Origin of the sequence: Nonomuraea pusilla (assembly GCF_900109355.1) — a bacterium.
GTDB lineage: Bacteria > Actinomycetota > Actinomycetes > Streptosporangiales > Streptosporangiaceae > Nonomuraea > Nonomuraea pusilla.
The window spans coordinates 276851-299347 of sequence record NZ_FOBF01000006.1 but is presented as its reverse complement, the minus strand read 5'-3'; the positions used below and the strand labels follow the sequence as shown (position 1 = coordinate 299347).

Genomic DNA, 22497 nt, shown 5'->3' with positions numbered 1-22497 from the left:
GGTCAAACCATTGATCATCTTCCCCGTACAGTGGGGACGTGCTCAGGTTGGTGCTGTCCCTCGTCCTGCTCGATCCGACCGGCATCGCCGAGGTGCCGCAGCGTAGCGTCCCCGTCTCCCGCGTGCTCACGCCCGACGGCGACCGCCTGGGCTACGCGCCGGTGCCGCGCCCCTTCACGGGGGCGCGGCGCCTGACCGGCGTGCTCGTCGGCCACGACCCCGTCAGCGGCACGGCCGTGCTGTGCGGAGGCGCGGTGATCGGCTCACGCAGCCGCAACCTGGTGCTCACCGCCGCGCACTGCCTGTTCCACGAGGGCAGGCCGCTGCAGGGCCTGACCTTCCTGCCCGGGTACGACCAGGGGCGCTCCCGGCTCGGCGCCTGGCACGCCGTGCGGACCTGGGTGCCGCCCCGGTGGCGCGACGGCACGTACTCGCCCGACCTGCTGCCGTACGACGTGGGGCTGGTCGGGGTGACCCGCGCCAAGGGCGAGGCGACGCTGGAGTCGGTGACCGGGCGGGGGCTGCGCCCGCTGCCCACGGCGAAGGGCACCGGGCTGCGCGGCCTCGAACTGCTCGGCTACCCGGCCGGCCCGCGCTACCCGGGCAGCCGGATGTACCGCTGCCTCGGCGACGCCGTCGAGGGCGGCGCCGACGGGCCCGGCGTGCTCGTCACGCACAACTGCCACGCCGCGGCGGGCGGCAGCGGCGGCCCCGCCGTGTACGGCGGGGCGGTGGCCGGCGTCGTGTCGTCGTCCAGCCCGCTCGGCCGCGCCGCCGGCTACACCGTGCTCACCCGGCTGGGCGGGCCCGCCTTCGACCGGCTGCTCGCCAGGGCCGACCGGTCGATGCGGCTCATGACGCGGACCCCGGCTCCCGGCCTCCCCCAGCGCAGTCTCTGACGATGTCCTCGCAGATCGCGTGGCTGACCAGGGCGTCGTCCGCGCCGATCCTGCGGCCCTCGCGCACGGCCCCGAGGAACTCCGCGCAGACCTGCTCGATGCCACGCTGCCTGGCCACCGGCACCCAGTCGGGCCGCCTGACCAGCGTCTCGCCGCCCGCGTAGTCGACGACGTCGCCGAGGTTGACCACCCGGCGCTTGACGCCGTCGCCCATCACCTCACAGCTCTCCTCGCTCGCGCCGCTGACGCGGTTCATCACGCCGAGCGCGGTGAAGCCGTCGCCGGTCAGCTCCAGGACGACGTGCTCCAGCAGGCCGTTTCTGACGCGGGTCCTGAACCTGGTGCCGGTGACCTCGCCGGGGGCGAGGAAGCGCAGGGTGTCGACGACGTGGATGAAGTCGTCGAACACCGCCCGGCGGGGGGCGTCGGGATGGTTCTCGCGGTTCTTCTGCATGACGACGAGGTGGCGGGGCAGCCCCGCCAGCGCCGCGTAGCCGGGGGCGTGCCGCCGGTTGAAGCCCGTCATCAGCGTCCTGCCCTCGGCCTCGGCCAGCCGGGCCAGGCGCTCGGCGTCGGCCAGGTTGTCGGCGATCGGCTTGTCGACGTACACGTGCACCCCGGCCCGCAGGAGCGGCTCGACGATCTCGGGGTGCGCCGGGGTGGCGGCGTGGACGAACGCCGCCTCCACCCCCGCCTTGACCACGTCGTCGACGCTGGTGAACCGGTGGGCCACGCGGTAGGCGTCGCCGAGCCTGTCGAGCCTGGCCCTGTCGCGTGTGCACAGGTGGAGGTCCAGGCCAGGCTGGGCGGCCAGCACGGGAAGGTACGCCTTCTCCGCGATGTCCCCCAGCCCGATCATCGCTGTCTTCATCCGTCGAGCGTAGCCTTCAGCGCCTCGTCCATCGGCGTCGGCGTGACGCCGAAGGTGCGCTGGAAGGCGGAGGAGTCGAGCACGAACGGCTCGGTGAACTGGTAGCGGGTGTGTCCGAGCTCGCCGAGCATCGGGGAGAACAGGCCCGCGGCGCGGACGAGCGGCCACGGGATGCGCGTGATGCGCGGCGCCGGCCGGCCCAGCAGCGCGGCCATGCGCTCGCCGACCTCTCGGAAGCTCAGCGGATCGCTCGTGGGGACGTGCCACGGCCGGCCCCAGGCCCGCTCGTCGGTGCCCGCCACCACGAGGGCGTCGGCGACGTCGGGCAGGTACGTCCACGAGTGCGGGACGTCGGCCGGGTACGGCAGGGCGATGCTCCTGCCCGCCCTGAGCGGCCCCTGGAAGCGGTCGCCCAGGTACGACTGGTCCGTCGCGCCGGGGCCGAAGTAGTCGGAGCCGCGCACCTCGGTCGCCCTGACGCGGCCGGCCCGGTGGGCGGCGAGCGCGTCCTCCCACATCCTGGCCCTGACGGCCGCCTTGGCGCTGCTCGGCCGGAGCGGCAGGTCCTCGGTCATCGGCCCGGTGACCGGCCCGTACGGGTAGAGGTTGCCGAGGATCACCAGCACGGCGCCCGTCGCCTCGGCGGCGGCGAGGAACGAGGCCGCCATGGGCGGCCAGTCGGTGAGCCAGCGGTCGTACCGCGGGTTGACGCAGTTGTAGAGGGCGTCGGCCCCCTCTGTGACCTGGACGAGGCGGCGCCGGTCGGTGACGTCGGCCGCCACCCTGACGGCGCCCTCGGGTCCCGAGCCCGACCGGGTGACGACGGTGACGTCGTGGCCCCGAGCGAGGAGCTTGGCGGCCAGGTGCGTGCCGACCTGGCCGGATCCCACGATGACGTGCTTGCCCATGTTCAGACCTGCTTCCAGATGACGCGGAGCACCGCGTTGACGACGAAGACGGCGGCGAGGACGGCGGCGGGTGCGGGCCGTCCCGCGGCGAGGAGCGCGAGCGCGCCGCCGCCGAACCAGACGATCTCCAGGGCGGCGCGGGCGAGGCCGGTGAGGGGGTAGGTGGCGTTGGCGCCGCCGCCGGCGCCGAACAGCGCCCAGACGACGATGAACAGCGCGGGCGCCGCGATCCCGGCCGCCAGCCTGAGCGGCCACCCGGCGTTCAGGGTGAAGCCCCAGTAGCCGGCGGAGGCCAGCACGCCGAGTTCGAGGACGAACATGAGGGCGGCGTTCGCGCCCTTGGCGATGGCGAGCATGGGGGGCCTCCGGACTTTCGTGACTGCCGTTCGCTTACGAGAGCAATGCTCTCTGATGAGGGCGCCCCAAGTCAAGAGCGGTGCTCTCGTTTTTTCTCAGCGCTCTGGTAACCTGCTGGCATGACCGCGAGCCGAACCGCCAGAGAACGCGTCAGGGCCGAACTGACCAGGGAGATCACCGACATCGCGCGCCGCCAGCTCGCCACCGAGGGCGCCGGCGGCCTCTCGCTGCGCGCCGTGGCGCGGGAGATGGGCATGGTCTCCTCCGCCATCTACCGCTACTTCCCGAGCCGCGACGACCTGCTCACCAGGCTCATCATCGACGGCTACAACGCGCTGGGCGAGGCCGTCGAGCAGGCCGAGGCGCCCGTGCCCCGCGGCGACCACCTGGGGCGCTGGCTGGCGGCCTGCCACGGCCTGCGCGACTGGGCGGTGGCCCACCCCCACGAGTACGCGCTGCTCTACGGCTCCCCGGTGCCCGGCTACCAGGCGCCCGTGGAGACCGTCGCCGCCCGCGCCCGCGACGTGACCGTGCTCGGCGCCATCGTCTCCGACGCCCACGCGGCGGCCGCGCTGCGCCCCGCGGGCGACACGCCCCCTCCCCCCGCGGAGGCCGCGGCCGACGCCGGGAACCTGCGCGGCCTCATGCCCGGACTACCCGACGAACTGGTGTGGCGGGCCATAACCGCCTGGGCCACGCTCTACGGATGGGTCAACCTCGAGGTGTTCGGTCAACTCAACAACACCGTCGAGGCGCGGCAACCGGTCTTCGAGCACGCGATGCGCGTCGCCGCCACCACGCTGGGCCTCGTCAGCACCGAGTGAACAGCGGCACGAGCACCTCGTCCACGATCTCCGTGACCAGGCTCTCGGGGATCGGCGCGCCCTGGAACAGGAAGTGCTGGCGCAGCAGCGCCTGGCCGACGTCGAGGCGGCACGGCGTGACCGCCTCCTCGCCCACCTCGCCCCGCGCCACCGCGCGCCGGACGATCTCCCGCATCAGCCTCCTGCCCGCGCCCTGCGAGTGGGCGCGGAACGCGGCCGCCCGCGACTCGTCGCCCAGCGCCTCACTGAGCAGCCCGCGCAGCGCCTCACCCGCCGGCCCCGCCAGCGTCCCCGCCGTACGTCCCAGCATGGCGAGCAGGTCGCCGCGCAGCGACCCGGTGTCCGGCGGGGAGTCGGGGTCGGGCAGCGCGTGGTAGACGGCGTCCATGACCAGCTCGACGCGCGACGGCCAGCGCCGGTAGAGCGACGCCTTGCTCGCCCTGGCCCGCTCCGCGACGCGCTCCATGGTCAGGCCCGCGTAACCGGTCTCGGCCAGTTCCTGCAGCGTGGCCTCGTAGATGGCGGCGTGCAGGGCCTCGCCCCTGCGCCTGGGCAGCTTGCGGTGGTCGGTGACCATGCCGTGCATCCTAGGGAGCGGCCCGGACCGTGCCGGCGTCGCCGTCCACCAGCACCCTCTGGCCGTCGCGCAGCACACCGGTGCCGCCGCCCGTGCCCATGACCGCCGGGATGCCGTACTCCCTGGCCACGATGGCCGCGTGCGAGGCGGAGCCGCCCGTGTCCACCACCACGGCCGCCGCGCGCTGGAACAGCGGCGTCCACGAGGGGTTCGTGTAGGGGCAGACGAGCACGTCGCCGGCGTCGAGCCGGGCGAACTCGGCCGGGCCGCGCACCAGCCGCACCGGGCCGGTCGCCGTGCCGCCGCTCGCGGGCGTGCCCGCGACCAGCGCGTCGCCCGCGTGCCTGGCGGGGAAGAGCTGCGCCGGATCGACGAGCCGCACGCCCGCCAGCTCCTCGCGCCTGGCCGCCCGCGCCCGCACCGCCTCGCGCAGCGCCTCCGCGTACGGGCCCGCGTCCGGCCCCGGGAGCCGTTCCAGTTCCTCCAGACGCAGGTGGAAGACGTCCTCCGGGCGGACGAGCACGCCCGCCCCCGCGAGCCTGCGGCCGATCTCCAGCAGCGAGCCGCGCAGGATCGGCAGCGGCATCGTGAACGTGAAATGGGTGTCCTCGCGGAAGGCGACGCCCGCACGGGCGGCCTCCACCCAGCGCCGCACCCTCGCGCGGGCGGCGGGCGAGCGCAGCAGCGGGTGCGCGAGCAGGCGGTCCAGCGCGTCGCCGCCCGGCCGCTCCCGCGGTCGTCCCGAGGGTGGCACCCGGATCAGGGCGAGCACGGTCTCCGGGGAGTCGGCCCAGGTCGGCGAGGTGACGAGCAGCGGCGTCGCGGTCTCGCGGTGGCCGTACTCGGCCAGGAACGCCTCCAGCTTCGCCGCGAACGACGGCGGCGGCGGGTCGCGGTCGAGCGCGCCGGTCCGCCGCGCCTCCTCGGCCAGCTCCGCGAGGGCCCGGTTGGCGTCGGAGGTGCGGGTGCGGGCGCCCGCCAGCAGGTCGCCCAGCAGCCTCCCGCGTCCCAGCAGCGCGGTGACGAGGAGGAGCCGCAGCACGGCCAGGCCGCTCCCCGGCAGGTAGTCGATGCGCAGGCCGGTCACGGGACGCACCAGGTCGAGGGCGCGGCCCGGCATCCGCACGAGCTCGTCCCAGGGCAGCATGGCGAGGTCGAGCGCCGCCGTCTCGCGGCAGCGGCGCAGGAAGTCGCGGTGGCGCGGGTCGTCCGTCCAGCGGGCGGGGTCGTACCGTCTGGCCTTGGCGACGAGCCTGAACGGCGTGGCGAGCAGCCGGAGGCTCGGGCGGGGCGACGGCGGCACCAGCCGGCGGACGACGCCGTCCTCCTCCTCCAGGAAGCCGTCGAAGGCGTGCAGGAGGCCGTACTCGGTGGTCAGCTCCGCCATCAGCCCGGCGGGGCCGTGCGGGATCCACGTGCTCACGTCGATCGGGTACGGACGCTCGGGCAGGTACTCGAGCAGGACGCCGCCGAGGCGGCGGCGGAGCGGGCCGAGCCGGCCCAGCGGGGGCGGCGGCACCGCCGTCATGGGCCGGGCCTGCAGGACGTGCACCCGCCCGCCCGCGTACGCCCACTCCATGTCCTGGGGGCGGCCGAAGTGGGCCGCGGCCCTGACGCCGAGCGCGGCGAGCTCCCGCAGCACCGGGCCGGGCAGCCGCCCGGCGGGCCCGTCCGCGCCGGGGAGGCCGCCGCGCAGACCGCCAGGGACGCCACCGGGGAGGTCGCCGCGCTCGTGGACGACGCCGCCGCCCTCCGCCGCGCGCACCACCACCTCGCGCCGCCCCGGCGTGAACCGCAGGAGCGCGCCCGACCGGTCGAGCACGTAGTGGTCGGGCGTGACCAGCCCCGACACGACGGCCTCGCCCAGTCCGTCGCTCGCGTCGAGGACGATCTCGCCGCGCTCGCCCGTGACCGGGTCGGCGGTCAGCATCACGCCCGCCACCTCCGCCTCCACCAGGCGCTGGACGACCACCGCGATGCGCACCCCGGCCGGGTCGAGCCCGAGCCTGGCGCGGTAGGCGACCGCGCGCTCCCCCCAGAGCGAGGCCCAGCAGCGGCGCACCGCGTCGAGCAGCGCCTGCTCGCCGACGACGTTGAGGTAGGTGTCCTGCTGTCCGGCGAACGCCGCGCCCGGCAGGTCCTCGGCCGTCGCGCTCGACCGCACGGCGACCGGTCCGCCGCCGAGTTCCGCGTACGCGCGGGTGACGGCGGAGCGCAGCTCTTCCGGGAGTTCGACCCGCTCGAAGTGGCCGGGCGTGACCTCCCCCGCGGCGACCAGCCGGTACGCCTCCGTGGTGATCACGAACCCGTCGGGCACGGGGAAGCCGTTCCTGACCAGCTCCCCCAGGTTGGCGCCCTTGCCCCCGGCGAGGGGCAGGTCCTCGTGGCCGAACGCGGCCAGGGGCGCGACGAGCTTCACGTTCCCTCCTCGGCCGTTAGAGAACTGAACGTTCTCTAACGAGCATACGAGCCACCCCCACGAAACGCAACGTTCACTGTCGTCGGCGGGACAGCCGTCCAGCCTGTACAGACAAGCCCTTCACCTCCGAGCAGGTGAACGCGCACTCCAACCGTCAATGTGCGTACACCTGCTATTCGCTCTGGCACGCCATGCTGCTCGCGATCACCCCGTACAAGGATCACCCATGCGCTGGACTGTCCCGATCGCGGCCGCCGCGATCGCCGCCCTCGCCCTCCCCGCCGCCCCCGCCGCGGCCGCCCCCGACGGAGCACTGGCCGTGGCCGCCGCCCGCGTCACGAGCGGCCAGCCGATCACGTTCACCTACTCCACGCCCAGGCCCGACCCCAAGAACTGGATCGGCCTCTACACCGACCCCGGCGACGGCCCCGCCGAGGAGAAGTACGTCGGCCCGTCGCTGCGGTGGGTCTACATCCCGCAGTCCTCCGGCACCGCGACCCTGCCCACCGACGGGCTCGAACCCGGCGACTACGTCGCCTACGCCCTCGCCAAGGACGGCTATGCCTGGCTCTCCGCCCCCGTCAAAGTGAAGATCGTGAGCAACGAGCCTCCCCGCTTCGTCACCGGCACCTTCACCCTCCGCAACGCCCGCGCCGGCAGCCCCTACGCCGCCTCCGTCAAAGGCCTGGCCCGCGGCAGGACCGAGAGCTTCGCCAAGGTCTCGGGTCCCGCCTGGGCGCAGGTCGGAGCCGACGGCTCCGTCACCGGCACCCCGCCCGCGTCGGCGTCGGCCAAGACCGCCGTCCTCACCGTCGAGGCGCGCGGCGCCGACGGCGAGCGCGCCACCGCCACCGTCCGCGTGCGCGTCAGGCCGCCCGGCGCGCCGCTCGTGCCCGAGCTGAAGGCGCTGAGCTGGAACCTGTGGCACGGCGGCAGCCAGGTCAGGAACGGCAGGGAGAAGCAGCTCAGGTTCCTGCTGGAGCAGGACGTGGACGTCGTCGGCGTGCAGGAGAGCTCCGGTGTCGCCGTCAGGGAGCTCGGCGAGGCCCTCGGCTGGGACTACTACCAGGCCGGCGCGGACGTCGGCATCCTCAGCAGGTACCCGATCACCGCCCGCGGGCCCGAGCCGTCGGCGTCCGGCCTGCCCGTCTCGAACGTCCGGGTACGCCTCGACGAGCGCCGCGGCACCGAGCTCGCCGTCTGGAACGCCCACCTCGGCTACACCCCGTACGGGCCGTACGACGCCTGCTTCGGGAAGATGCCGGTGGAGCGGCTGCTCGAACGCGAGGCGCAGTCCAAGCGCACCGGGCAGATCGAGGGCATCATGCGGGCCATGGCGCCCGAGCTGGAGGCGGCCGGACGCAGCCCCGTCCTGCTGATGGGCGACTTCAACGCGCCGTCCCACCTCGACTGGACCGACGCGAACCGGCGCTGCGGCCACGGCGCCGTGCCCTGGCCGACGTCCACGGCGCCCGCCGCGGCCGGCATGCTCGACACCTACCGGGTCGCCCACCCCGACCCCGCCGCCGACCCCGGCATCACCTGGTCGCCGATCTACAAGACGTTCACCGGCGGGTACGGCCACGACTCGCACGCCGGCGAGCCGGAGCCGCAGGACCGCATCGACTTCATCCACGCCAAGGGCGACCTGAGCGTGCTCTCGTCGGAGGCGGTCGTGGAGGGCACGCCGCGCCCGATCCCCGGCCACCAGGACAACGCGTGGACCTCCGACCACGCCGCCGTCCTGACCGTCTTCAAGGTCGGCTGACCCGCGCGGCGGCCCCGCGCCTCACCTGCGGGGCCGCCCTCGAAACCCGCCATGCCCTTCATGACGGTCACGCTTGTTGCCGCAGGGCGACGCTGATTACGGTGTGACCACGCGCGGCAGACGTCGCCTCCCGATCTGTTCCGGTGCGGCGGGCCGTACGAGGGGATCACCGTGGCCGATCTCGACCGCCAGGCGATGCAGGACGTGGCCGAGCGGATCCAGCGGCGACCGGTTCGGCGCCCAGGTCCACGCCGACCAGCGGGAGCTGCGGGACCTGCTCACGCAGGCCGTCCACAGCGCCAACCGGAAACCGGCCTCCCTCCCCGACCCCTCATGAGCGAGTTCACCGGGGTCAAACCGGCCGAGTTCGACGCGATGACCAGCAAACACGCCGAGGCCGCCAGAAGGCTGGAGGAGCTCGCGCGAGCCCTGCACGGCGAGCTGCGCCGGGCCGGGCTCGACACCTCCCCCGCGGCTCGGCTGCGGCAACTGGCGGGACGCGTCACCACCCAGGCCGAGGACCTGCGGCAGCGGCAGGCACTCGTCCACGAGCTGCAACGGCAGAAGGTCGTCTTCGGCATGTTTACGCAGCGCACCGCTGCGACGACGAAGAGCGCTTGATCGACATCTACCTGGCGCAGGTCGCCAGAGGCAGGGAGGGGATCAAGGATCTCACCGAGTTGATGCGCATCGCCCAGAAGCGCTATGGCCTGCTCCATCACTGCACTCCCGGCGCGTGAGAACCCCGATGGCGAAGCGGCTCGGCCGCGCCGCCCGTGGTGCAGGGGGCGCGGCCGAGCCTCTGCCACAGTGCCTCAGTGGGCGGCGCGGTTGATGGCGGAGATGATGGCCTTGAGCGAGGCGGTCGTGGTGTTGGCGTCGACGCCGACGCCCCACAGCACCTTGCCGTCGACGTCGCACTCCAGGTAGGAGGCCGCCTTGGCGTCGCTGCCCGCGCTCATCGCGTGCTCCACGTAGTCGAGCACCCGTACGTGGATGCCGGCCTGCGCGATGGCGTCGATGAACGCCGAGATCGGGCCGTTGCCGACGCCCTCGATCTCGCGGATCTCGCCGTCGAGCCGCACGTCGGCGCTGATGCGGTCCTTGTCGTCGACCGTGGACTCGTGCCGGTGCGCCATCAGGCTCAGCCGGCCCCAGCGGTTGGACGGGTTCGGGAGGTACTCGTCGCGGAAGATCTCGTACATCTGGGCCGGGCTGATCTCGCCGCCCTCGGCGTCGGTGCGCGCCTGCACGACCTTGGAGAACTCGATCTGCAGCCGCCGTGGCAGGTCGAGCTGGTGGTCGGCCTTCATGATGTAGGCCACGCCGCCCTTGCCCGACTGGCTGTTGACCCGGATGACCGCCTCGTAGCTGCGGCCGATGTCCTTGGGGTCGATCGGCAGGTACGGCACCGCCCAGCGGAACTCGTCGACCGGCACGCCCTCGGCGGCGGCGTCGCGCTCCAGGTGCTCGAAGCCCTTCTTGATGGCGTCCTGGTGGGAGCCGGAGAAGGCCGTGTAGACCAGCTCGCCGCCCCACGGGTGGCGCGGGTGCACGGGGAGCTGGTTGCAGTACTCGGTGACGCGGCGGATCTCGTCGATGTCACTGAAGTCGATCTCGGGGTCGACGCCCTGCGAGAACAGGTTCATGCCCAGGGTGACCAGGCAGACGTTGCCGGTGCGCTCGCCGTTGCCGAACAGGCAGCCCTCGATCCTGTCGGCTCCGGCCAGGTAGCCCAGCTCGGCGGCGGCGACGGCGGTGCCGCGGTCGTTGTGGGGGTGCAGCGACAGGATGATCGAGTCGCGGTTCTTCAGGTGGCGGTGCATCCACTCGATCTGGTCGGCGTACACGTTGGGCGTGGCCATCTCGACCGTGGCGGGCAGGTTGATGATCACCTTGCGGTCGGGGGTGGGCTGCCACACCTCGTTGACGGCGTCGCACACCTCGACGGCGTACTCCAGCTCCGTGCCGGTGAACGACTCGGGGGAGTACTGGAAGCGGATGTCCGTGTCGGACTGCTCCGCCAGCTTCTTCACCAGCTTGGCGCCCTCGACGGCGATCGCGGTGATGCCCTCCTTGTCCAGGCCGAACACCACGCGGCGCTGCAGGGTGGAGGTCGAGTTGTACAGGTGGACGATGGCCTGCCTGGCTCCGCGCAGCGACTCGAAGGTGCGCTCGATCAGCTCGGGCCTGGCCTGGGTCAGGACCTGGATCACCACGTCGTCGGGGATGCGGCCCTCTTCGATGATGGTGCGGATGAAGTCGTAGTCGGTCTGCGACGCCGCGGGGAAGCCGACCTCGATCTCCTTGTACCCCATGCGTACCAGCAGCTCGAACATCTTGAGCTTGCGGTGGGAGTCCATCGGGTCGATCAGCGCCTGGTTGCCGTCGCGCAGGTCGACGGCGCACCAGCGGGGCGCCTTGGTGACGACCTTGTCGGGCCAGGTGCGGTCGGGCAGCCTGACGGGCTCGAACGGCGCGTAGCGATGGAACGGCATCGGGCTGGGCTGCTGGGCGGTCATGACGAGGGCTCCTCGGTGTCGGTCGGGAAGAAAGCGGCCGACGCGCATGACTCGCTCCGCGACGAGGGAGCCGGCCTTAGAGGCCCTCGCCGCGGCAGCTAAGAAGGAGCCCGCGCAGCATGCCTTGCACGCTACCAGACGGCACGCCGTGCACCGTCCTCGATCTCACATGCCGAGAAGATCCCGCTCAGGAGTCGATCAGGACGCTGAGGCAGGTGACGCAGCCCTCAAGCTTCTCGTACTCGGAGATGTCGACGGTGACGACGGCGAGCCCGCGCGCTTCCAGCATGGCGGCCGTCCGCGGCGCGGAGGCGGCCATGAGGACGGCGTCGCCGCCCAGCGGCACCACGTGCGCGCCCGACTCCTCGGCGGGCACCAGCAGGTCCGGCAGGTCCACGTGATCGGGCAGGCCGATCAGGGTGCCGTCGGGCAGCGCGGTGACGGCCGACTTCAGGTGCAGGACGCCGCGCAGGTCCACCGGCACCACGCGGCGGCCGGGCAGGAGGCGGGCGAGCTGGGCGATGCCCTCGTCGTTGGTGCGCGCCGACCTGCCGACGTAGACGGTGTCGCCGACCTGGAGCACGTCGCCGCCGTCGAGCGTGCCCGGCTCGGTGATGGCGGCAGGGTCGAGCCCGAGACCGCGCAGCGCGACCGCGACCGACTCGACCTCCGGCCGCCGCTCGGGCGCGCCCGGCCTGGTCAGCACGGCCCGTCCGGCGGAGACCACGACGGTGTCCTCGACGAACGGGCCGTCGGGCAGCTCGTCGGCCTCGGCCACGTGGACCACGCGCAGGCCCGCCCCGGCCAGCGCCTCCGCGTAAGCGGCGTGCTGGCGCAGCGCGAGCTCCGGGTCGACCGCCTCCCGGGGGATGTTCGTCACGATCCCCTCGGAGATCCGTGAACCAGGCTTTCTTACGAGCGCGATACCAGGCATAGGCCGTGTTCTATCACGAGGTCACTAGAGTCTTTGGCATGCGGGACGACGAGATTCTCACCAGGATCAGTGCTCTGGTCACCGAGGAGCACGAACTACGCGACAAGCTGTCCACCGGGCAGGTCACCTCCGACGACGAGCGGGCGCGCATCAAGGAACTGGAGGTGTCGCTCGACCAGTGCTGGGACCTGCTGAGGCAGCGCAGGGCCAGGCGCGGCGCGGGCGAGGACCCCGACGGCGCGGCCGTCCGCCCGCCGGGCGAGGTCGAGAACTACCGTCAGTAGCCGCCGGGGAAAACCCTTCGCCCCGGCCGGACGGCCTGCGCTTAGCTGGACGCATGCTGATCCAGCCTCTCGACACCGACCGGCCGGGCCACCTGCACGGCTTCCACCAGGCCTATCTCGCGGCCCACGCCCACGTCCCCGGCCCTAAGCTCACGCGGCCCCACTTCGTCATCGAGGTCACCGAGGGCCCGCCCGGCGGCACGGCCGAGGCGTGGGTGGTCACAGAAGGCGACGAGGTCACGGGCGGGTACGCCATGTCGTTCCCCGAGGACGACAACCGCCACATGGCGTGGCTGTTCCCCCTCGTCGTCCGGCCGGAACGCCGGGGCGCGGGGCTCGGCTCCGCGCTGTTCGAGCACGCCCTCGGCCGCGTACGGGCCCGCGGGCGGCGGCTGCTGCTCACCGAGACGCCGTCCACCGGCGTCGGCGCCCGCTTCGCCCGCGCCCACGGCATGGACGTCTCCCTCGAACAGGCCAGGCGGGTCCTCGACCTGCGCACCGCCGACTGGGCGGCGCTCGACCGCCTGACTCCCGAGGTCGAGGGCTACGACCTCGAACACTGGACCGGCCCCGCCCGCCCCGAGCTGCACCGCGACCTGGCCACGCTCATGAACGGCATGAACGACGCCCCACGCGACGCCGACGTCGAGGACGCCGCCTACACCCCGGAACGCGTCCGCGCCGCGGAGGAGAACCTCGCCCGCATCGGCGAGACCTGCCACACCACGATCGCCAGGCGCCGCGACGACGGCGCACCCGCCGGGCTCACCCGCATCTACCTCAGGGCCGACCGCTCCGACGCCTGGGGCAACCAGGGCGACACCACCGTGCTGCCCGAGCACCGCGGCCACCGGCTCGGCCTGCTGCTCAAGCTGGCCAACCTGAGATCGCTGCGCGAGCACGAACCGCACGTCGAACAGGTCATCACCTGGAACGCCGTCTCCAACCGGCACATGATCGCCATCAACGAGGCCATGGGCTTCACCGTGCTCGACCACTGGCCGGAATGGCGCCTCGACGTCACCCCGTGACCCCCGTCTCCCGGCGTGCCGACCCCGTGTTGCGGTGATGTTAACCGCAGGTTAGATATGCCGGGTTTCCTCTTGTTCGAACAACCTTCTGCGGAGAGGCTCTGGCCTGCAACTACTCCCCCCAGGAGGTATTCAGTGAGCAAACCGCGGGTGCCGTGGAAGTCCGTGGTCGGCGGCTCTATCGGCAATCTGGTCGAGTGGTACGACTGGTTCGTCTACAGCAGTTTCGCCGTCTACTTCGCCTCCTCCTTCTTCCCGAAGGGCAACACGACGGCCCAGTTGCTGAACACGGCCGGCATCTTCGCCGTTGGCTTCTTCATGCGTCCGGTGGGTGGCTGGCTGCTCGGCCGTTTCGCCGACAGGAAGGGCCGCAAGGCGGCGCTCACGCTCACCGTGACACTCATGTCGGCCAGCGCGCTGCTGATCGCCATCGCGCCCACGTACGAGTCCGTGGGCTACTTCGGCGCCGTGGTGCTGCTGGTGGCCCGCCTCCTGCAGGGTTTGTCGGTCGGTGGCGAATACGCGGCCAGCGCCACGTACCTGACCGAGGCCACGCCTCCCGGCAAGCGCGGTCTGGCCTCCAGCTTCCAGTACGTCTCCATGACGGCGGGCCAGCTCGTCGGCCTGGGCCTGCAGATCATCCTGCAGAACACCATGTCGGAGGAGGCGCTGAAGTCGTACGGCTGGCGCATCCCGTTCATCGTGGGCGCCCTGGCCGCCGCGGTCGTGTTCTACCTGCGCCGCAGCCTCATGGAGACCGAGGCGTACGACGAGGAGGAGCGCGAGGCGGACGGCACGGCCGCGCGGCGCGGCACGATCAAGGGCCTCCTGGAGCACAAGAAGGAGGCGCTGCTCGTCATCGCGCTGACGATGGGCGGCACGGTCGCGTACTACACCTACACGACGTACATGACGAAGTACCTGTCGAACACGGCGGGCCTGTCGAAGGAGACGGCGACGCTGGTCAGCTTCTGCGCGCTGTTCCTCTTCATGTGCCTGCAGCCGCTGGCCGGCGGCCTGTCGGACCGCATCGGCCGGCGCCCGCTGCTGATCACGTTCGGTGTGGGCTCGATGCTTGGCACGGTGCCGCTGATGACGGCGCTGTCGGGTGTCAGCGGGTTCGGCGGCGCGTTCGCGCTCTCGCTCATCGGCCTGATCATCATCACCGGCTACACGTCGATCAACGCGGTGGTCAAGGCCGAGCTGTTCCCGACGCACATCAGGGCCCTGGGTGTGGCGCTGCCGTACGCGATCGCGAACGCCCTGTTCGGCGGCACCGCCGAGTACGTGGCGCTGTGGTTCAAGGACAGCGGCATCGAGTCCGGCTTCTACTGGTACGTCTCGGGCTGCGCGGCCGTCTCGCTGGTCGTCTACCTGACGATGCGTGAGACCCGCGACGCCGCCCTGTCCCGCGCGGAACAGGCGAAGTCCGATTCGGTGACCGTTCGCGTCTAACCTTGCGGCATGCGGGTTCTTCTGGTCGAAGACGACGATCGGCTCGCCTCAGCGCTCACCACGGCCCTCGCGCGCCACGGCCACCAGGTCACGCGCGCGGGCCTGGCGGTCGACGCCCTCCGCCTCGCGGGGGGCGTCGACTTCGTCCTGCTGGACCTCGGGCTGCCCGACATGGACGGCCTCGACGTGCTGCGCCGCCTGCGGCGCGTGTCGGCGGTGCCGCTGATCGTGGTGACGGCCCGCACCGAGGAGCGCGAGGTGCTGCGCGGCCTGCGCTCCGGAGCCGACGACTACCTGGTCAAGCCGTTCCGCACGGCCGAGCTCATGGCCCGCATGGAGGCCGTGATGCGGCGCGGCACGCGGCCGATGCCGCCGCGCGACCACGTCGTGAGCGTCGGCGACGTCCGCATCGATCTGGAGTCCAGGCAGGTCACGGTCGCGGGCGAGCCGGTGACGCTGACCAGGCGCGAGTTCGACCTGCTGGCGATGCTCGCGCGCGAGCCCGGCGTCGTGCGAAGCCGCGAGGAGATCCTGGACGAGGTGTGGGGCGACCCGCTGCTGTCGGCGTCGCGCTCGCTGGACGTGCACGTCGCGGGCCTGCGGTCGAAGACGGGCCGGCCCGGCCTGGTGGAGACCCTGCGCGGCACCGGCTACCGCCTGGGATCGACCGCGTGAACTCACGCCTGGTCGTCACCTTCACCACGCTGATCGTCTTCCTCATCGCGGCGCTGGCGGTGCCGCTGGGTTTCGCGTACGCCTCGCACCGGACCAACCGGCTGCTGCTAGACCGCCGCGCCGACGCCACCCGGTTCGCCGAGCTGGCCGACCAGGCGTACCGGGAGAGCGACCACGCGTCGCTGATGGCGGAGGTCTTCCGTTACGCGTCGCTGTACGGTGCGGCGGTGCGCATCCGCGACCGCAACGGCTCGGTGCTGTTCACGGCGGGCCGTTTCCAGGCCGACGACGAGGAGGCGAGCCGGCTCGCGCTGTCGGGACGCACCACCGAGGACCTCCCGCTGATCAACCCGTTCGGCCCGGCCCGGGTGCTGCTCGCCGAGCCGGCCGGGCGCGACGCCCAGCTCTCCGGCGTGGTGCTGCTGGAGGCGCCCACCGACCAGGCCAGGACGGACGTGTCGCTGGTGTGGGGGGCGCTGGCGCTCGGCGCGCTGGTGGCGCTGGCGTACTCGGTGCTGGCGGCCAGGCGGCTGGCCCGCTGGATCCTGCGCCCGGTGACGGAGCTGGACCGGACGACGCAGGCCATCGCGCAGGGCCAGCTGGACGCGCGGGCCCATCCCGGGGCGGGGCCGTCGGAGCTGCGCAGGCTGGAGGAGCGGTTCAACGCCATGGCCGACGCCGTGTCGAGCGCGATCGAGCGGCAGCGGGCGTTCGTGGCCGACGCCTCGCACGAGCTGCGTACGCCCCTCACGGTGCTGGGCCTGCGGCTGGAGAACCTGGAGCCGCATCTGAAGGGCGAGGGCGCGGCCGAGTTCGAGGAGGCGATGGCGGAGCTCGACCGCCTGGCGCTGCTCGTCGAGGACCTGCTGGCGCTCGCCCGGGTCGAGGCGGGCGCGGGCGGCGACGCCAAGGAGGCCGAGCTGCGGCCACGCCTCGGCGTGTGGCGCGAGGTGTACGCCGCCAAGAAGATCAACCTGGTCACGGACGTGCCCGAGGCGGCCGCCGTGCCCGAGGCCGTGGCGCGGATCGCCGACATCGCGCTCGACAACGCCCAGAAGTTCGTGCCGGAGGGCGGCACGGTGACGGTCACGCTGGCGGACGGCGTGCTGCGGGTCGCCGACGACGGGCCCGGACTCGGCGAGGAGGAGCGGGCCGAGGCGCTGGGCCGCTTCTGGCGGTCGGGGGCGCACGCGAACGTGCCGGGCAGCGGCCTCGGCCTGGCCATCGCCGCCGAGCTGGCCAAGGCGTGCGGTGCCACGCTGAGCCTGCTCCCGGCGGAGCCTCACGGCCTGGTGATGGAGCTGCGCCTGCCCCGCGCTGGCCGCACCGACCAGCCGTGACCAGGCGGCGGGCCGATCAGCCGTAGACCGAGCGGTAGTAGCGGGCCGCCCCCGGGTGGAGCTGGACCACGCCGGTGCCGATCGCGTAGCGCCTGTCCAGCCGCCCGCCGGGCGCCGACGGGGCCTGGAGCCGGTCGCGGGCCGTGAACAGCGTCTCCGTCACCGTGTACACCACGTCGTCGGGCAGGCTGGAGCGGCACATCAGGTAGCTGGGCGTGCCCACCGTCGGCACCGGCCTGGCGTTGCCGTACGCGCCCGCGGGGACGTCGGCGTGCTCGTACATGGGGCCGAAGTCGCGGCGCAGCACCGCCACCAGCGGTTCGAGCGGGACCAACGCGACACCGGGCAGCGCGACGAGCGCGGGCGTAGGCACGCCGCCCGACCAGAAGAAGGCGTCGATCTCGCCGTCGCGCAGCGCCTTGATCGACTCGTCGAGCCCCAGCCTCGTCAGCCGGGGCGGCCTGGGCAGCGCCGCGGCGGCGAGGACCCGGGTGGCGGTCACGGCGGTGCCCGACCCCTCGGCGCCGATGGACAGCCTCCGCCCGGCGAGGTTCCTGACGCCGGTGATGCCGCCGTTCTCCGCCACGACGAGGTGGACGTAGTTCATGTACATCCTGGCGAGCGCGGCGACCGGCTGGTGCCGCACGCGGACGGCGTCGTCGGCGCTGTCGGCCAGCGCGAACCCGATGTCGGCACGGCCGTCGGTGAGCATCGTGAGGTTCTGGACGCTCGCGGCCGTCTGCAGCACCTGCACGGTCATGCCCTCGCGCCGCAGCTCGGCCGCCAGGCGGTCGCCGAGCACCCCGTACGGGCCGCCCGCGAGGCCCGTGGCCAGCCGCAGGACCCGCGTCTCGCCGCCGGTGCCCGAGCAGCCGGCCGCGACCGCGGCGAGCGCGAGGAAGGCGCGGCGGGATATCGACATGAACTCACGGTATCCGCTCACGCAGAATGAGGAATGTGACAGATTGGGACGCAGAGCTTCGTATCGCGCCAGAGTTGACCATGTTCCTGCCGGTGAGCCGCCGCAGGGAGCGGCAGCGCGTCGCCCTCGACAGCACCTCCACCCTGGGACACCACGTCGAGTCGCTCGGCGTCCCGCTGACCGAGGTGGGGCCGATGACGGCCGGCGGACGCGGGGTCCCGCCCTCCTACCAGCCGGAACCCGGCGACGTGGTGGAGGTGCTCCCGATGCCCAGGCCGCAGCCGCTGCCGGGCGAGCCGCGCTTCCTTCTGGACGTCCACCTGGGCACGCTCGCGCGGCGGCTGCGCCTGCTCGGCATCGACGCGGCCTACCACAACGACATGGACGACCCGTCGCTGGTCGTGCAGGCCAACGAGGAGCGGCGGGTGCTGCTCACGCAGGACCGCGGCCTGCTGCGCCGCCGGGCGCTGTGGCTCGGAGCGTACGTGCGCGGCTCCCGCCCGGCCGACCAGCTGCGCGACCTGCTGGACCGCTTCGCTCCCCCGCTGCGGCCGTGGACGAGGTGCACGGCCTGCAACGGCGAGCTGGTGCCGGTGGACAAGGACGACGTCGAGCCGCTGCTGGAGGCGGGGACGAAGCGGACGTACGACGCCTACGGCCGGTGCGGCGCGTGCGGCCAGGTGTACTGGCGCGGCGCCCACGCCGGCCACCTGGAGCACATCATCGAGCAGGCCCGCGCCTGGGCCTCCTGACTGGCCTCCCCGCTCAGCCCGCCACCGGGTACGGCTCCATCGCCAGACACCCGCCCGCCAGCGGGTAAGGCTCCATCGCCAGGCGCCCGCCCGTCAGGACGGCGGAGGTGTCCGCCAGGCGGGCGGCGATCCTGGGGCGCCGCTCCGCGACGAGCATCGCCACGCCCCGGTCGCGCAGCCCGGCGAGCGCGTTCTCGGCGTCGGACGCGGCGCGCGGCTGGAGCCCGTCCGCGGGCTCGTCCAGCAGGAGCAGCGCGGGCCTCGTCACGAGCGCGCGGGCCAGGGCGAGCTGCTGCCGCCCGCCGACGGGCAGGTTCCCCGCGGTACGGTTCAGCAGCGGGCGCAGCGCGGGGAGGACGTCGAGCGCCTCGTCGAGCGCCTCCCTGGGCTGCTGGGCCGCCTCGGCGGCGACGAGCAGGTTGCCGAGCACGGACAGCTGCGGGAAGCACCGGTGCCCGTGCGGGACGTAGGCCATGCCGAGGCGGGCCCGCTCCTGGGGGCGCAGCGCGGTGACGTCCGCGCCGCGGAGGCGCACCGAGCCGGCCGTGGCGGGCCGCACGCCCATGACGGTGTCGAGCAGCGCGGTCTTGCCGGACCCGCGCTCGCCGACGACGCAGGCGATGCGCCCCTGCGCCACCTCCAGGCTGATCCCGGCGAGGACGGCGACGCCGCCGCGCCGGTGTTCGAGTCCGCTCACCTGCAGCATCGCTCGGCCTCCTCGCCGGATGGGCTGTGCGACGATGCTCGCCCACCCGGATTGCCCAGGAGGTTCCACCGCGTTACGGCAGGATTGCCATCCCCTCAACACGACCGCCGACCGGGCGGGGGTGAACGGGTGGCCGGGCGGGCACGCGCGGCTTACAGTCGTCGTGTGGCCGATCACCTCAAGCCCGCCCCCGCCCCGCCGCGGGCCGGGCGCGGCTACGCGCTGTCCGTCGTCCTCGCGGGCGCGCTCCTCGCGTTCTGCGCGGTGCTCCCGTGGGCGGGCGTGGAGGCCAGGAGCGCCGTGATCGGCGGCGCGATCTCCAGCGACGTCCGCGGCATCGACGACGCCGCGGGCCTGTGGACGCTCGCCGCCGGGCTGGCCGTGCTGGCCGCCGGCGTGGCGGGCCTGCTCTCCCGGCCCCGCGTGGCGGCCCTCGCGGCCCTGCCGGCCGTGCTCGCCGCGGTGCTGCTGGTGCGCTTCGCCGCCGCCCCCCGGCAGATCGGCGACCGCCTCTCGCTCGACCTGGGCGGCCTGCTGTCGGTGCAGCCCGTGATCAGGATCGGCTGGTACGCCGCCCTGGCCACCGCGGTGGCGGCCGTCGTCCTGTCGGTGCTCGCGCTGACCCGGCGCGCCCGCCGCTCGTAGCGGCCCGCAGTCGCGGGAGCCGTGGGCGTCAGTCGAAGAAGCCGAGGCGGCGGAGCTGCTTCGGGTCGCGCTGCCAGTCCTTGGCCACGCTGATCCGCAGGTCGAGGTAGACCCGGGTGCCGAGCAGCGCCTCGATCTGCTTGCGCGCCCTGGTGCCGACGTCGCGCAGCCGCTCGCCCTTGTGCCCGATGACGATGGCCTTCTGCGACGGCCGTTCCACGAACATGTGGGCGTAGATGTCGAGCAGGTCGTCGCGCCCCTCGCGGGGCAGCATCTCGTCGACGACGACGGCGATGGAGTGGGGCAGCTCGTCGCGCACGCCTTCGAGCGCCGCCTCCCTGATCAGCTCGCCGACGAGCACCTGCTCGGGCTCGTCGGTGAGCTGGCCGCCCTCGTACAGGGGCGGGGACTCGGGCAGGTGCTCGATGAGGACGTCGCCCAGCACATCGAGCTGCTCCCCCGACTGGGCCGAGACGGGCACGATCGCGGCGAACTCGGCCACCTGCGACACCGCCAGCAGCTGCTGGGCGATCTGCTCCTTGCCGACGAGGTCGCACTTGGTGACGACGGCCACGACGGGCGTCTTCTTCACGGCGGCCAGCTTGTCGGCGATGAACCTGTCGCCCTTGCCGATCGGCTCGTTCGCGGGGACGCAGAAGCCGATGACGTCCACCTCGGTGAGGGTGGACAGCACGAGGCTGTCGAGCCGCTCGCCGAGCAGGGTGCGCGGCCGGTGCAGGCCGGGCGTGTCGACGACGACGATCTGGGCGTCGGGCCGGTGCACGATGCCCCTGATGACCCGCCTGGTGGTCTGCGGCTTCGACGAGGTGATCGCCACCTTGCTGCCCACCAGGGCGTTCATCAGGGTGGACTTGCCGACGTTCGGCCTTCCCACGAAGCAGGCGAATCCGGCGCGATGGCTGTCTGGCGAAGTCACTAGTGCATTGTCACCCATCATCCGGCGTGTTCACGCCACCAGGCGAACGCCTGGGGCGCGACGAGCGGCGTCCAGGGAGCGGTGTGGAGCGTGCCGAGCTCGTCCTCGGTCACCCAGCGGACGTCGCTGATCTCCACCCCGTCGGGCTCGGGCTCGCCGGAGGCGAGCGTGCAGGCGTAGGTGGCGGTGACGTAGCCCACCTCGTGCCCGTTCGGGTAGACGGCGCGGAACTCGGGGCCCCCGTACACGCCGATCAGGGCCATGACCGCGACCTCGACGCCGAGCTCCTCCTTCAGCTCCCTGACCACGGCGTCCTCGGGCCGCTCGTCGGGATCGACGCCGCCTCCTGGCGCCGCCCAGAAGCCGACGTCCTGGTGGCGGGCCATGAGCAGCCGGCCGCCGGCGTCGAACACGAACCCGCTCACCGACGGCAGCATGATCAGGTCTGGTCCCACCTTGGCGCGCAGGTTGGCCAGGAACGGCGACATCGGCATGTCAGCTTCGCAGGGTGCCGTCGGGGCCGGCCACGAGCAGGGACGCGACGCCCAGCTCGGCCACGACCGCGCGGTCGGCGTCGCTCGGCCCCTCGCCCGCCGTGACGAGCGCCGCCGCCTCCAGCGACCGCGCGCCGCTGGAGACCGCCATGGCCGCCGCCACCTGCACGGCCGAGAGCGTCAGCGCGTCCAGCGCGACGTTCGTGGCCGCGTACGTGCGCCCGGTCTCGTCGCGCACCGCCGCGCCCTCGGCGGCCTCGTTGCGGGCCCTCGCCGAGCGGGCCAGGGTGATGATCTTGCTGTCTTCGGGATCGAGAGTCACGGGCACTAGGTTAGGCGCCCGCCATCCGGACGACCGCATCGACCAGTTCCTTGGTGCGGGCGGCGTCCACCTCGCGCAGCCCGGCGTGCACCACGCCCACAACGGTGTCGTTCACGCGCGACAGCACCACGTCCATCGTGTACGGGTAGCCGTTGAGCCGCCCGCGCAGCCGGGCGCCCACGGTCTCGTCCCCGCCCGCCTGGACGGGCAGGTCCCGCAGCCGCAGCCGGGTGCCGGTGCCGCGTACCTCGCGGCAGGACTCCAGGGCGTCGCCCAGCTCGTCCAGGTGGTCCTCGGCCTCCCCGTCGGCGTAGCTGGCCAGGCCCACGGCGGCCTGCTCGCCGAGGGCGTCGCCCTGGTAGCTGACGGCCGCGTGCCCGGTCAGCGCCTGCGTGGGCGCCCGCCCGGCGACGAGGTCGAGCACCGCCCTGCAGTTGGCGTCCAGGTGCGCGAACGGCACCGTCCACGCCTGGTCGGGATGGTCGGAGAAGCCGTCGGGCAGGTCCGGCTGCTTCACCAGCGCGTCGCGGAGCCTCGCCATGGCGTGCGCGTCCAGCAGGCTCTCGGCCGGTCCGCCCCCGCAGGCCGTCAGCGCCGACGCGGCCAGGCCGAGCGCGATGATCTTCCTCATGATCCCCCCTGGACCGCAGCCTCCCCTGACGACCAATGCGGCAATCCACCGGAGATCCCAAATAACGCCCAAACGCTAAAAGGGTGCCCTCGTCCGGCTTACCGGACGAGAACACCCTTTACGCCGAGCAACGTCGCGGCCGGCTAGCTGACCGGACGTTGTCGTCCCCCCAGGCGCATCCTCCGGCCGCGAACCCCACCCGGCGTTCGGATGCCTCCCCGTGA

At 73.1% G+C, this 22497-nt stretch carries 25 protein-coding genes; 12 read left to right on the top strand and 13 right to left on the bottom strand.

Features of this window, described 5'->3' with window-relative positions:
* Nucleotides 1-38: 38 nt before the first annotated feature.
* Nucleotides 39-899: a trypsin-like serine peptidase gene (locus BMX74_RS15720; RefSeq protein WP_055503448.1), complete on the top strand. Its 861-nt coding sequence runs from the start codon at nt 39-41 to the stop codon at nt 897-899.
* Here the strand turns inward: BMX74_RS15720 and BMX74_RS15715 are convergent.
* Genes BMX74_RS15715 through BMX74_RS15705 form a run of 3 tightly spaced genes read right to left on the bottom strand, consistent with a single transcriptional unit; the run spans nt 853 to nt 3034 of the window.
* Entirely contained in the window at nt 853-1770 is a 918-nt protein-coding gene (locus BMX74_RS15715) for a Gfo/Idh/MocA family protein (protein ID WP_091101036.1), read from the bottom strand. The genes BMX74_RS15720 and BMX74_RS15715 overlap by 47 nt on opposite strands.
* Nucleotides 1767-2678 (bottom strand): NAD-dependent epimerase/dehydratase family protein, encoded by a 912-nt coding sequence (locus tag BMX74_RS15710; protein WP_055503450.1) that lies wholly within the window; start codon nt 2676-2678, stop codon nt 1767-1769. Before BMX74_RS15710 ends, BMX74_RS15715 begins: the two co-directional genes overlap by 4 nt.
* A 2-nt stretch (nt 2679-2680) precedes the next feature.
* Nucleotides 2681-3034 (bottom strand): YrdB family protein, encoded by a 354-nt coding sequence (locus BMX74_RS15705; protein ID WP_091101034.1) that lies wholly within the window; start codon nt 3032-3034, stop codon nt 2681-2683.
* Between the two features lie 120 nt (nt 3035-3154).
* Between BMX74_RS15705 and BMX74_RS15700 the strand changes: the two genes are divergently transcribed.
* Entirely contained in the window at nt 3155-3859 is a 705-nt protein-coding gene (locus BMX74_RS15700) for a TetR/AcrR family transcriptional regulator (protein WP_055503452.1), read from the top strand.
* On the opposite strand, the gene BMX74_RS15695 is transcribed toward BMX74_RS15700, so the two are convergent.
* Together BMX74_RS15695 and BMX74_RS15690 are read right to left on the bottom strand one after the other, a co-directional pair.
* Nucleotides 3846-4436, bottom strand: coding sequence for a TetR/AcrR family transcriptional regulator (locus tag BMX74_RS15695; protein WP_055504091.1), 591 nt, complete (start codon nt 4434-4436; stop codon nt 3846-3848). The genes BMX74_RS15700 and BMX74_RS15695 overlap by 14 nt on opposite strands.
* A gap of 10 nt (nt 4437-4446) precedes the next feature.
* Nucleotides 4447-6855 (bottom strand): PEP/pyruvate-binding domain-containing protein, encoded by a 2409-nt coding sequence (locus BMX74_RS15690; RefSeq protein ID WP_091101032.1) that lies wholly within the window; start codon nt 6853-6855, stop codon nt 4447-4449.
* 226 nt (nt 6856-7081) lie between these two features.
* Between BMX74_RS15690 and BMX74_RS15685 the strand changes: the two genes are divergently transcribed.
* The 3 genes from BMX74_RS15685 (at nt 7082) to BMX74_RS45620 (ending at nt 9363) form a co-directional block, all read left to right on the top strand.
* Nucleotides 7082-8623: an endonuclease/exonuclease/phosphatase family protein gene (locus tag BMX74_RS15685; protein WP_055503454.1), complete on the top strand. Its 1542-nt coding sequence runs from the start codon at nt 7082-7084 to the stop codon at nt 8621-8623.
* A gap of 333 nt (nt 8624-8956) precedes the next feature.
* The gene (locus BMX74_RS15675) at nt 8957-9244 is read left to right on the top strand and encodes a hypothetical protein (RefSeq protein ID WP_055503456.1); all 288 of its coding nucleotides are present in this window, start codon (nt 8957-8959) and stop codon (nt 9242-9244) included.
* The gene (locus tag BMX74_RS45620; RefSeq protein WP_256256967.1) at nt 9241-9363 is read left to right on the top strand and encodes a hypothetical protein; all 123 of its coding nucleotides are present in this window, start codon (nt 9241-9243) and stop codon (nt 9361-9363) included. Before BMX74_RS15675 ends, BMX74_RS45620 begins: the two co-directional genes overlap by 4 nt.
* A 75-nt stretch (nt 9364-9438) precedes the next feature.
* Here the strand turns inward: BMX74_RS45620 and leuA are convergent, their stop codons facing one another.
* Both leuA and ddaH read right to left on the bottom strand, forming a co-directional pair.
* Nucleotides 9439-11145, bottom strand: a complete 1707-nt coding sequence (gene leuA, locus BMX74_RS15670; protein WP_055503457.1) for a 2-isopropylmalate synthase — start codon at nt 11143-11145, stop codon at nt 9439-9441.
* 187 nt (nt 11146-11332) lie between these two features.
* A complete protein-coding gene (ddaH, locus tag BMX74_RS15665) occupies nt 11333-12079 on the bottom strand; it encodes a dimethylargininase (protein WP_055503458.1) in 747 nt (248 codons plus the stop codon).
* 38 nt (nt 12080-12117) lie between these two features.
* On the opposite strand from ddaH, the gene BMX74_RS15660 reads away from it, so the two are divergent.
* The 5 genes from BMX74_RS15660 (at nt 12118) to BMX74_RS15640 (ending at nt 16864) form a co-directional block, all read left to right on the top strand.
* Nucleotides 12118-12363, top strand: a complete 246-nt coding sequence (locus BMX74_RS15660) for a DUF2630 family protein (RefSeq protein ID WP_055503459.1) — start codon at nt 12118-12120, stop codon at nt 12361-12363.
* Between the two features lie 53 nt (nt 12364-12416).
* Entirely contained in the window at nt 12417-13394 is a 978-nt protein-coding gene (locus BMX74_RS15655; protein WP_091101029.1) for a GNAT family N-acetyltransferase, read from the top strand.
* Nucleotides 13395-13529: 135 nt separating this feature from the next.
* Nucleotides 13530-14849 (top strand): MFS transporter, encoded by a 1320-nt coding sequence (locus BMX74_RS15650; RefSeq protein ID WP_218153963.1) that lies wholly within the window; start codon nt 13530-13532, stop codon nt 14847-14849.
* Nucleotides 14850-14858: 9 nt separating this feature from the next.
* A complete protein-coding gene (locus BMX74_RS15645; protein ID WP_055503462.1) occupies nt 14859-15524 on the top strand; it encodes a response regulator transcription factor in 666 nt (221 codons plus the stop codon).
* Nucleotides 15521-16864, top strand: a complete 1344-nt coding sequence (locus tag BMX74_RS15640) for a sensor histidine kinase (protein WP_091101026.1) — start codon at nt 15521-15523, stop codon at nt 16862-16864. Before BMX74_RS15645 ends, BMX74_RS15640 begins: the two co-directional genes overlap by 4 nt.
* A 16-nt stretch (nt 16865-16880) precedes the next feature.
* On the opposite strand, the gene BMX74_RS15635 is transcribed toward BMX74_RS15640, so the two are convergent.
* The gene (locus tag BMX74_RS15635) at nt 16881-17786 is read right to left on the bottom strand and encodes a TAXI family TRAP transporter solute-binding subunit (protein WP_055503464.1); all 906 of its coding nucleotides are present in this window, start codon (nt 17784-17786) and stop codon (nt 16881-16883) included.
* A 26-nt stretch (nt 17787-17812) separates the two neighbouring features.
* Between BMX74_RS15635 and BMX74_RS15630 the strand changes: the two genes are divergently transcribed.
* Complete coding sequence (locus BMX74_RS15630; RefSeq protein ID WP_055503465.1) at nt 17813-18538, top strand: Mut7-C RNAse domain-containing protein; 726 nt, start codon at nt 17813-17815, stop codon at nt 18536-18538.
* Between the two features lie 13 nt (nt 18539-18551).
* Here the strand turns inward: BMX74_RS15630 and BMX74_RS15625 are convergent, their stop codons facing one another.
* Nucleotides 18552-19244, bottom strand: coding sequence for an ABC transporter ATP-binding protein (locus BMX74_RS15625; RefSeq protein ID WP_091101024.1), 693 nt, complete (start codon nt 19242-19244; stop codon nt 18552-18554).
* Nucleotides 19245-19409: 165 nt separating this feature from the next.
* Between BMX74_RS15625 and BMX74_RS15620 the strand changes: the two genes are divergently transcribed.
* Nucleotides 19410-19889, top strand: coding sequence for a hypothetical protein (locus BMX74_RS15620; RefSeq protein ID WP_055503467.1), 480 nt, complete (start codon nt 19410-19412; stop codon nt 19887-19889).
* 28 nt (nt 19890-19917) lie between these two features.
* On the opposite strand, the gene era is transcribed toward BMX74_RS15620, so the two are convergent.
* The 4 genes from era to BMX74_RS15600 are packed head-to-tail and all read right to left on the bottom strand — an operon-like array spanning nt 19918 to nt 22273.
* A complete protein-coding gene (era, locus tag BMX74_RS15615; RefSeq protein WP_420538131.1) occupies nt 19918-20826 on the bottom strand; it encodes a GTPase Era in 909 nt (302 codons plus the stop codon).
* A 17-nt stretch (nt 20827-20843) separates the two neighbouring features.
* The gene (locus BMX74_RS15610) at nt 20844-21320 is read right to left on the bottom strand and encodes an NUDIX domain-containing protein (RefSeq protein ID WP_091101021.1); all 477 of its coding nucleotides are present in this window, start codon (nt 21318-21320) and stop codon (nt 20844-20846) included.
* A gap of 1 nt (nt 21321) precedes the next feature.
* Complete coding sequence (locus BMX74_RS15605; RefSeq protein ID WP_055503470.1) at nt 21322-21681, bottom strand: hypothetical protein; 360 nt, start codon at nt 21679-21681, stop codon at nt 21322-21324.
* Nucleotides 21653-22273 (bottom strand): hypothetical protein, encoded by a 621-nt coding sequence (locus tag BMX74_RS15600; RefSeq protein ID WP_055503471.1) that lies wholly within the window; start codon nt 22271-22273, stop codon nt 21653-21655. Before BMX74_RS15600 ends, BMX74_RS15605 begins: the two co-directional genes overlap by 29 nt.
* Between the last annotated feature and the right edge of the window lie 224 nt (nt 22274-22497).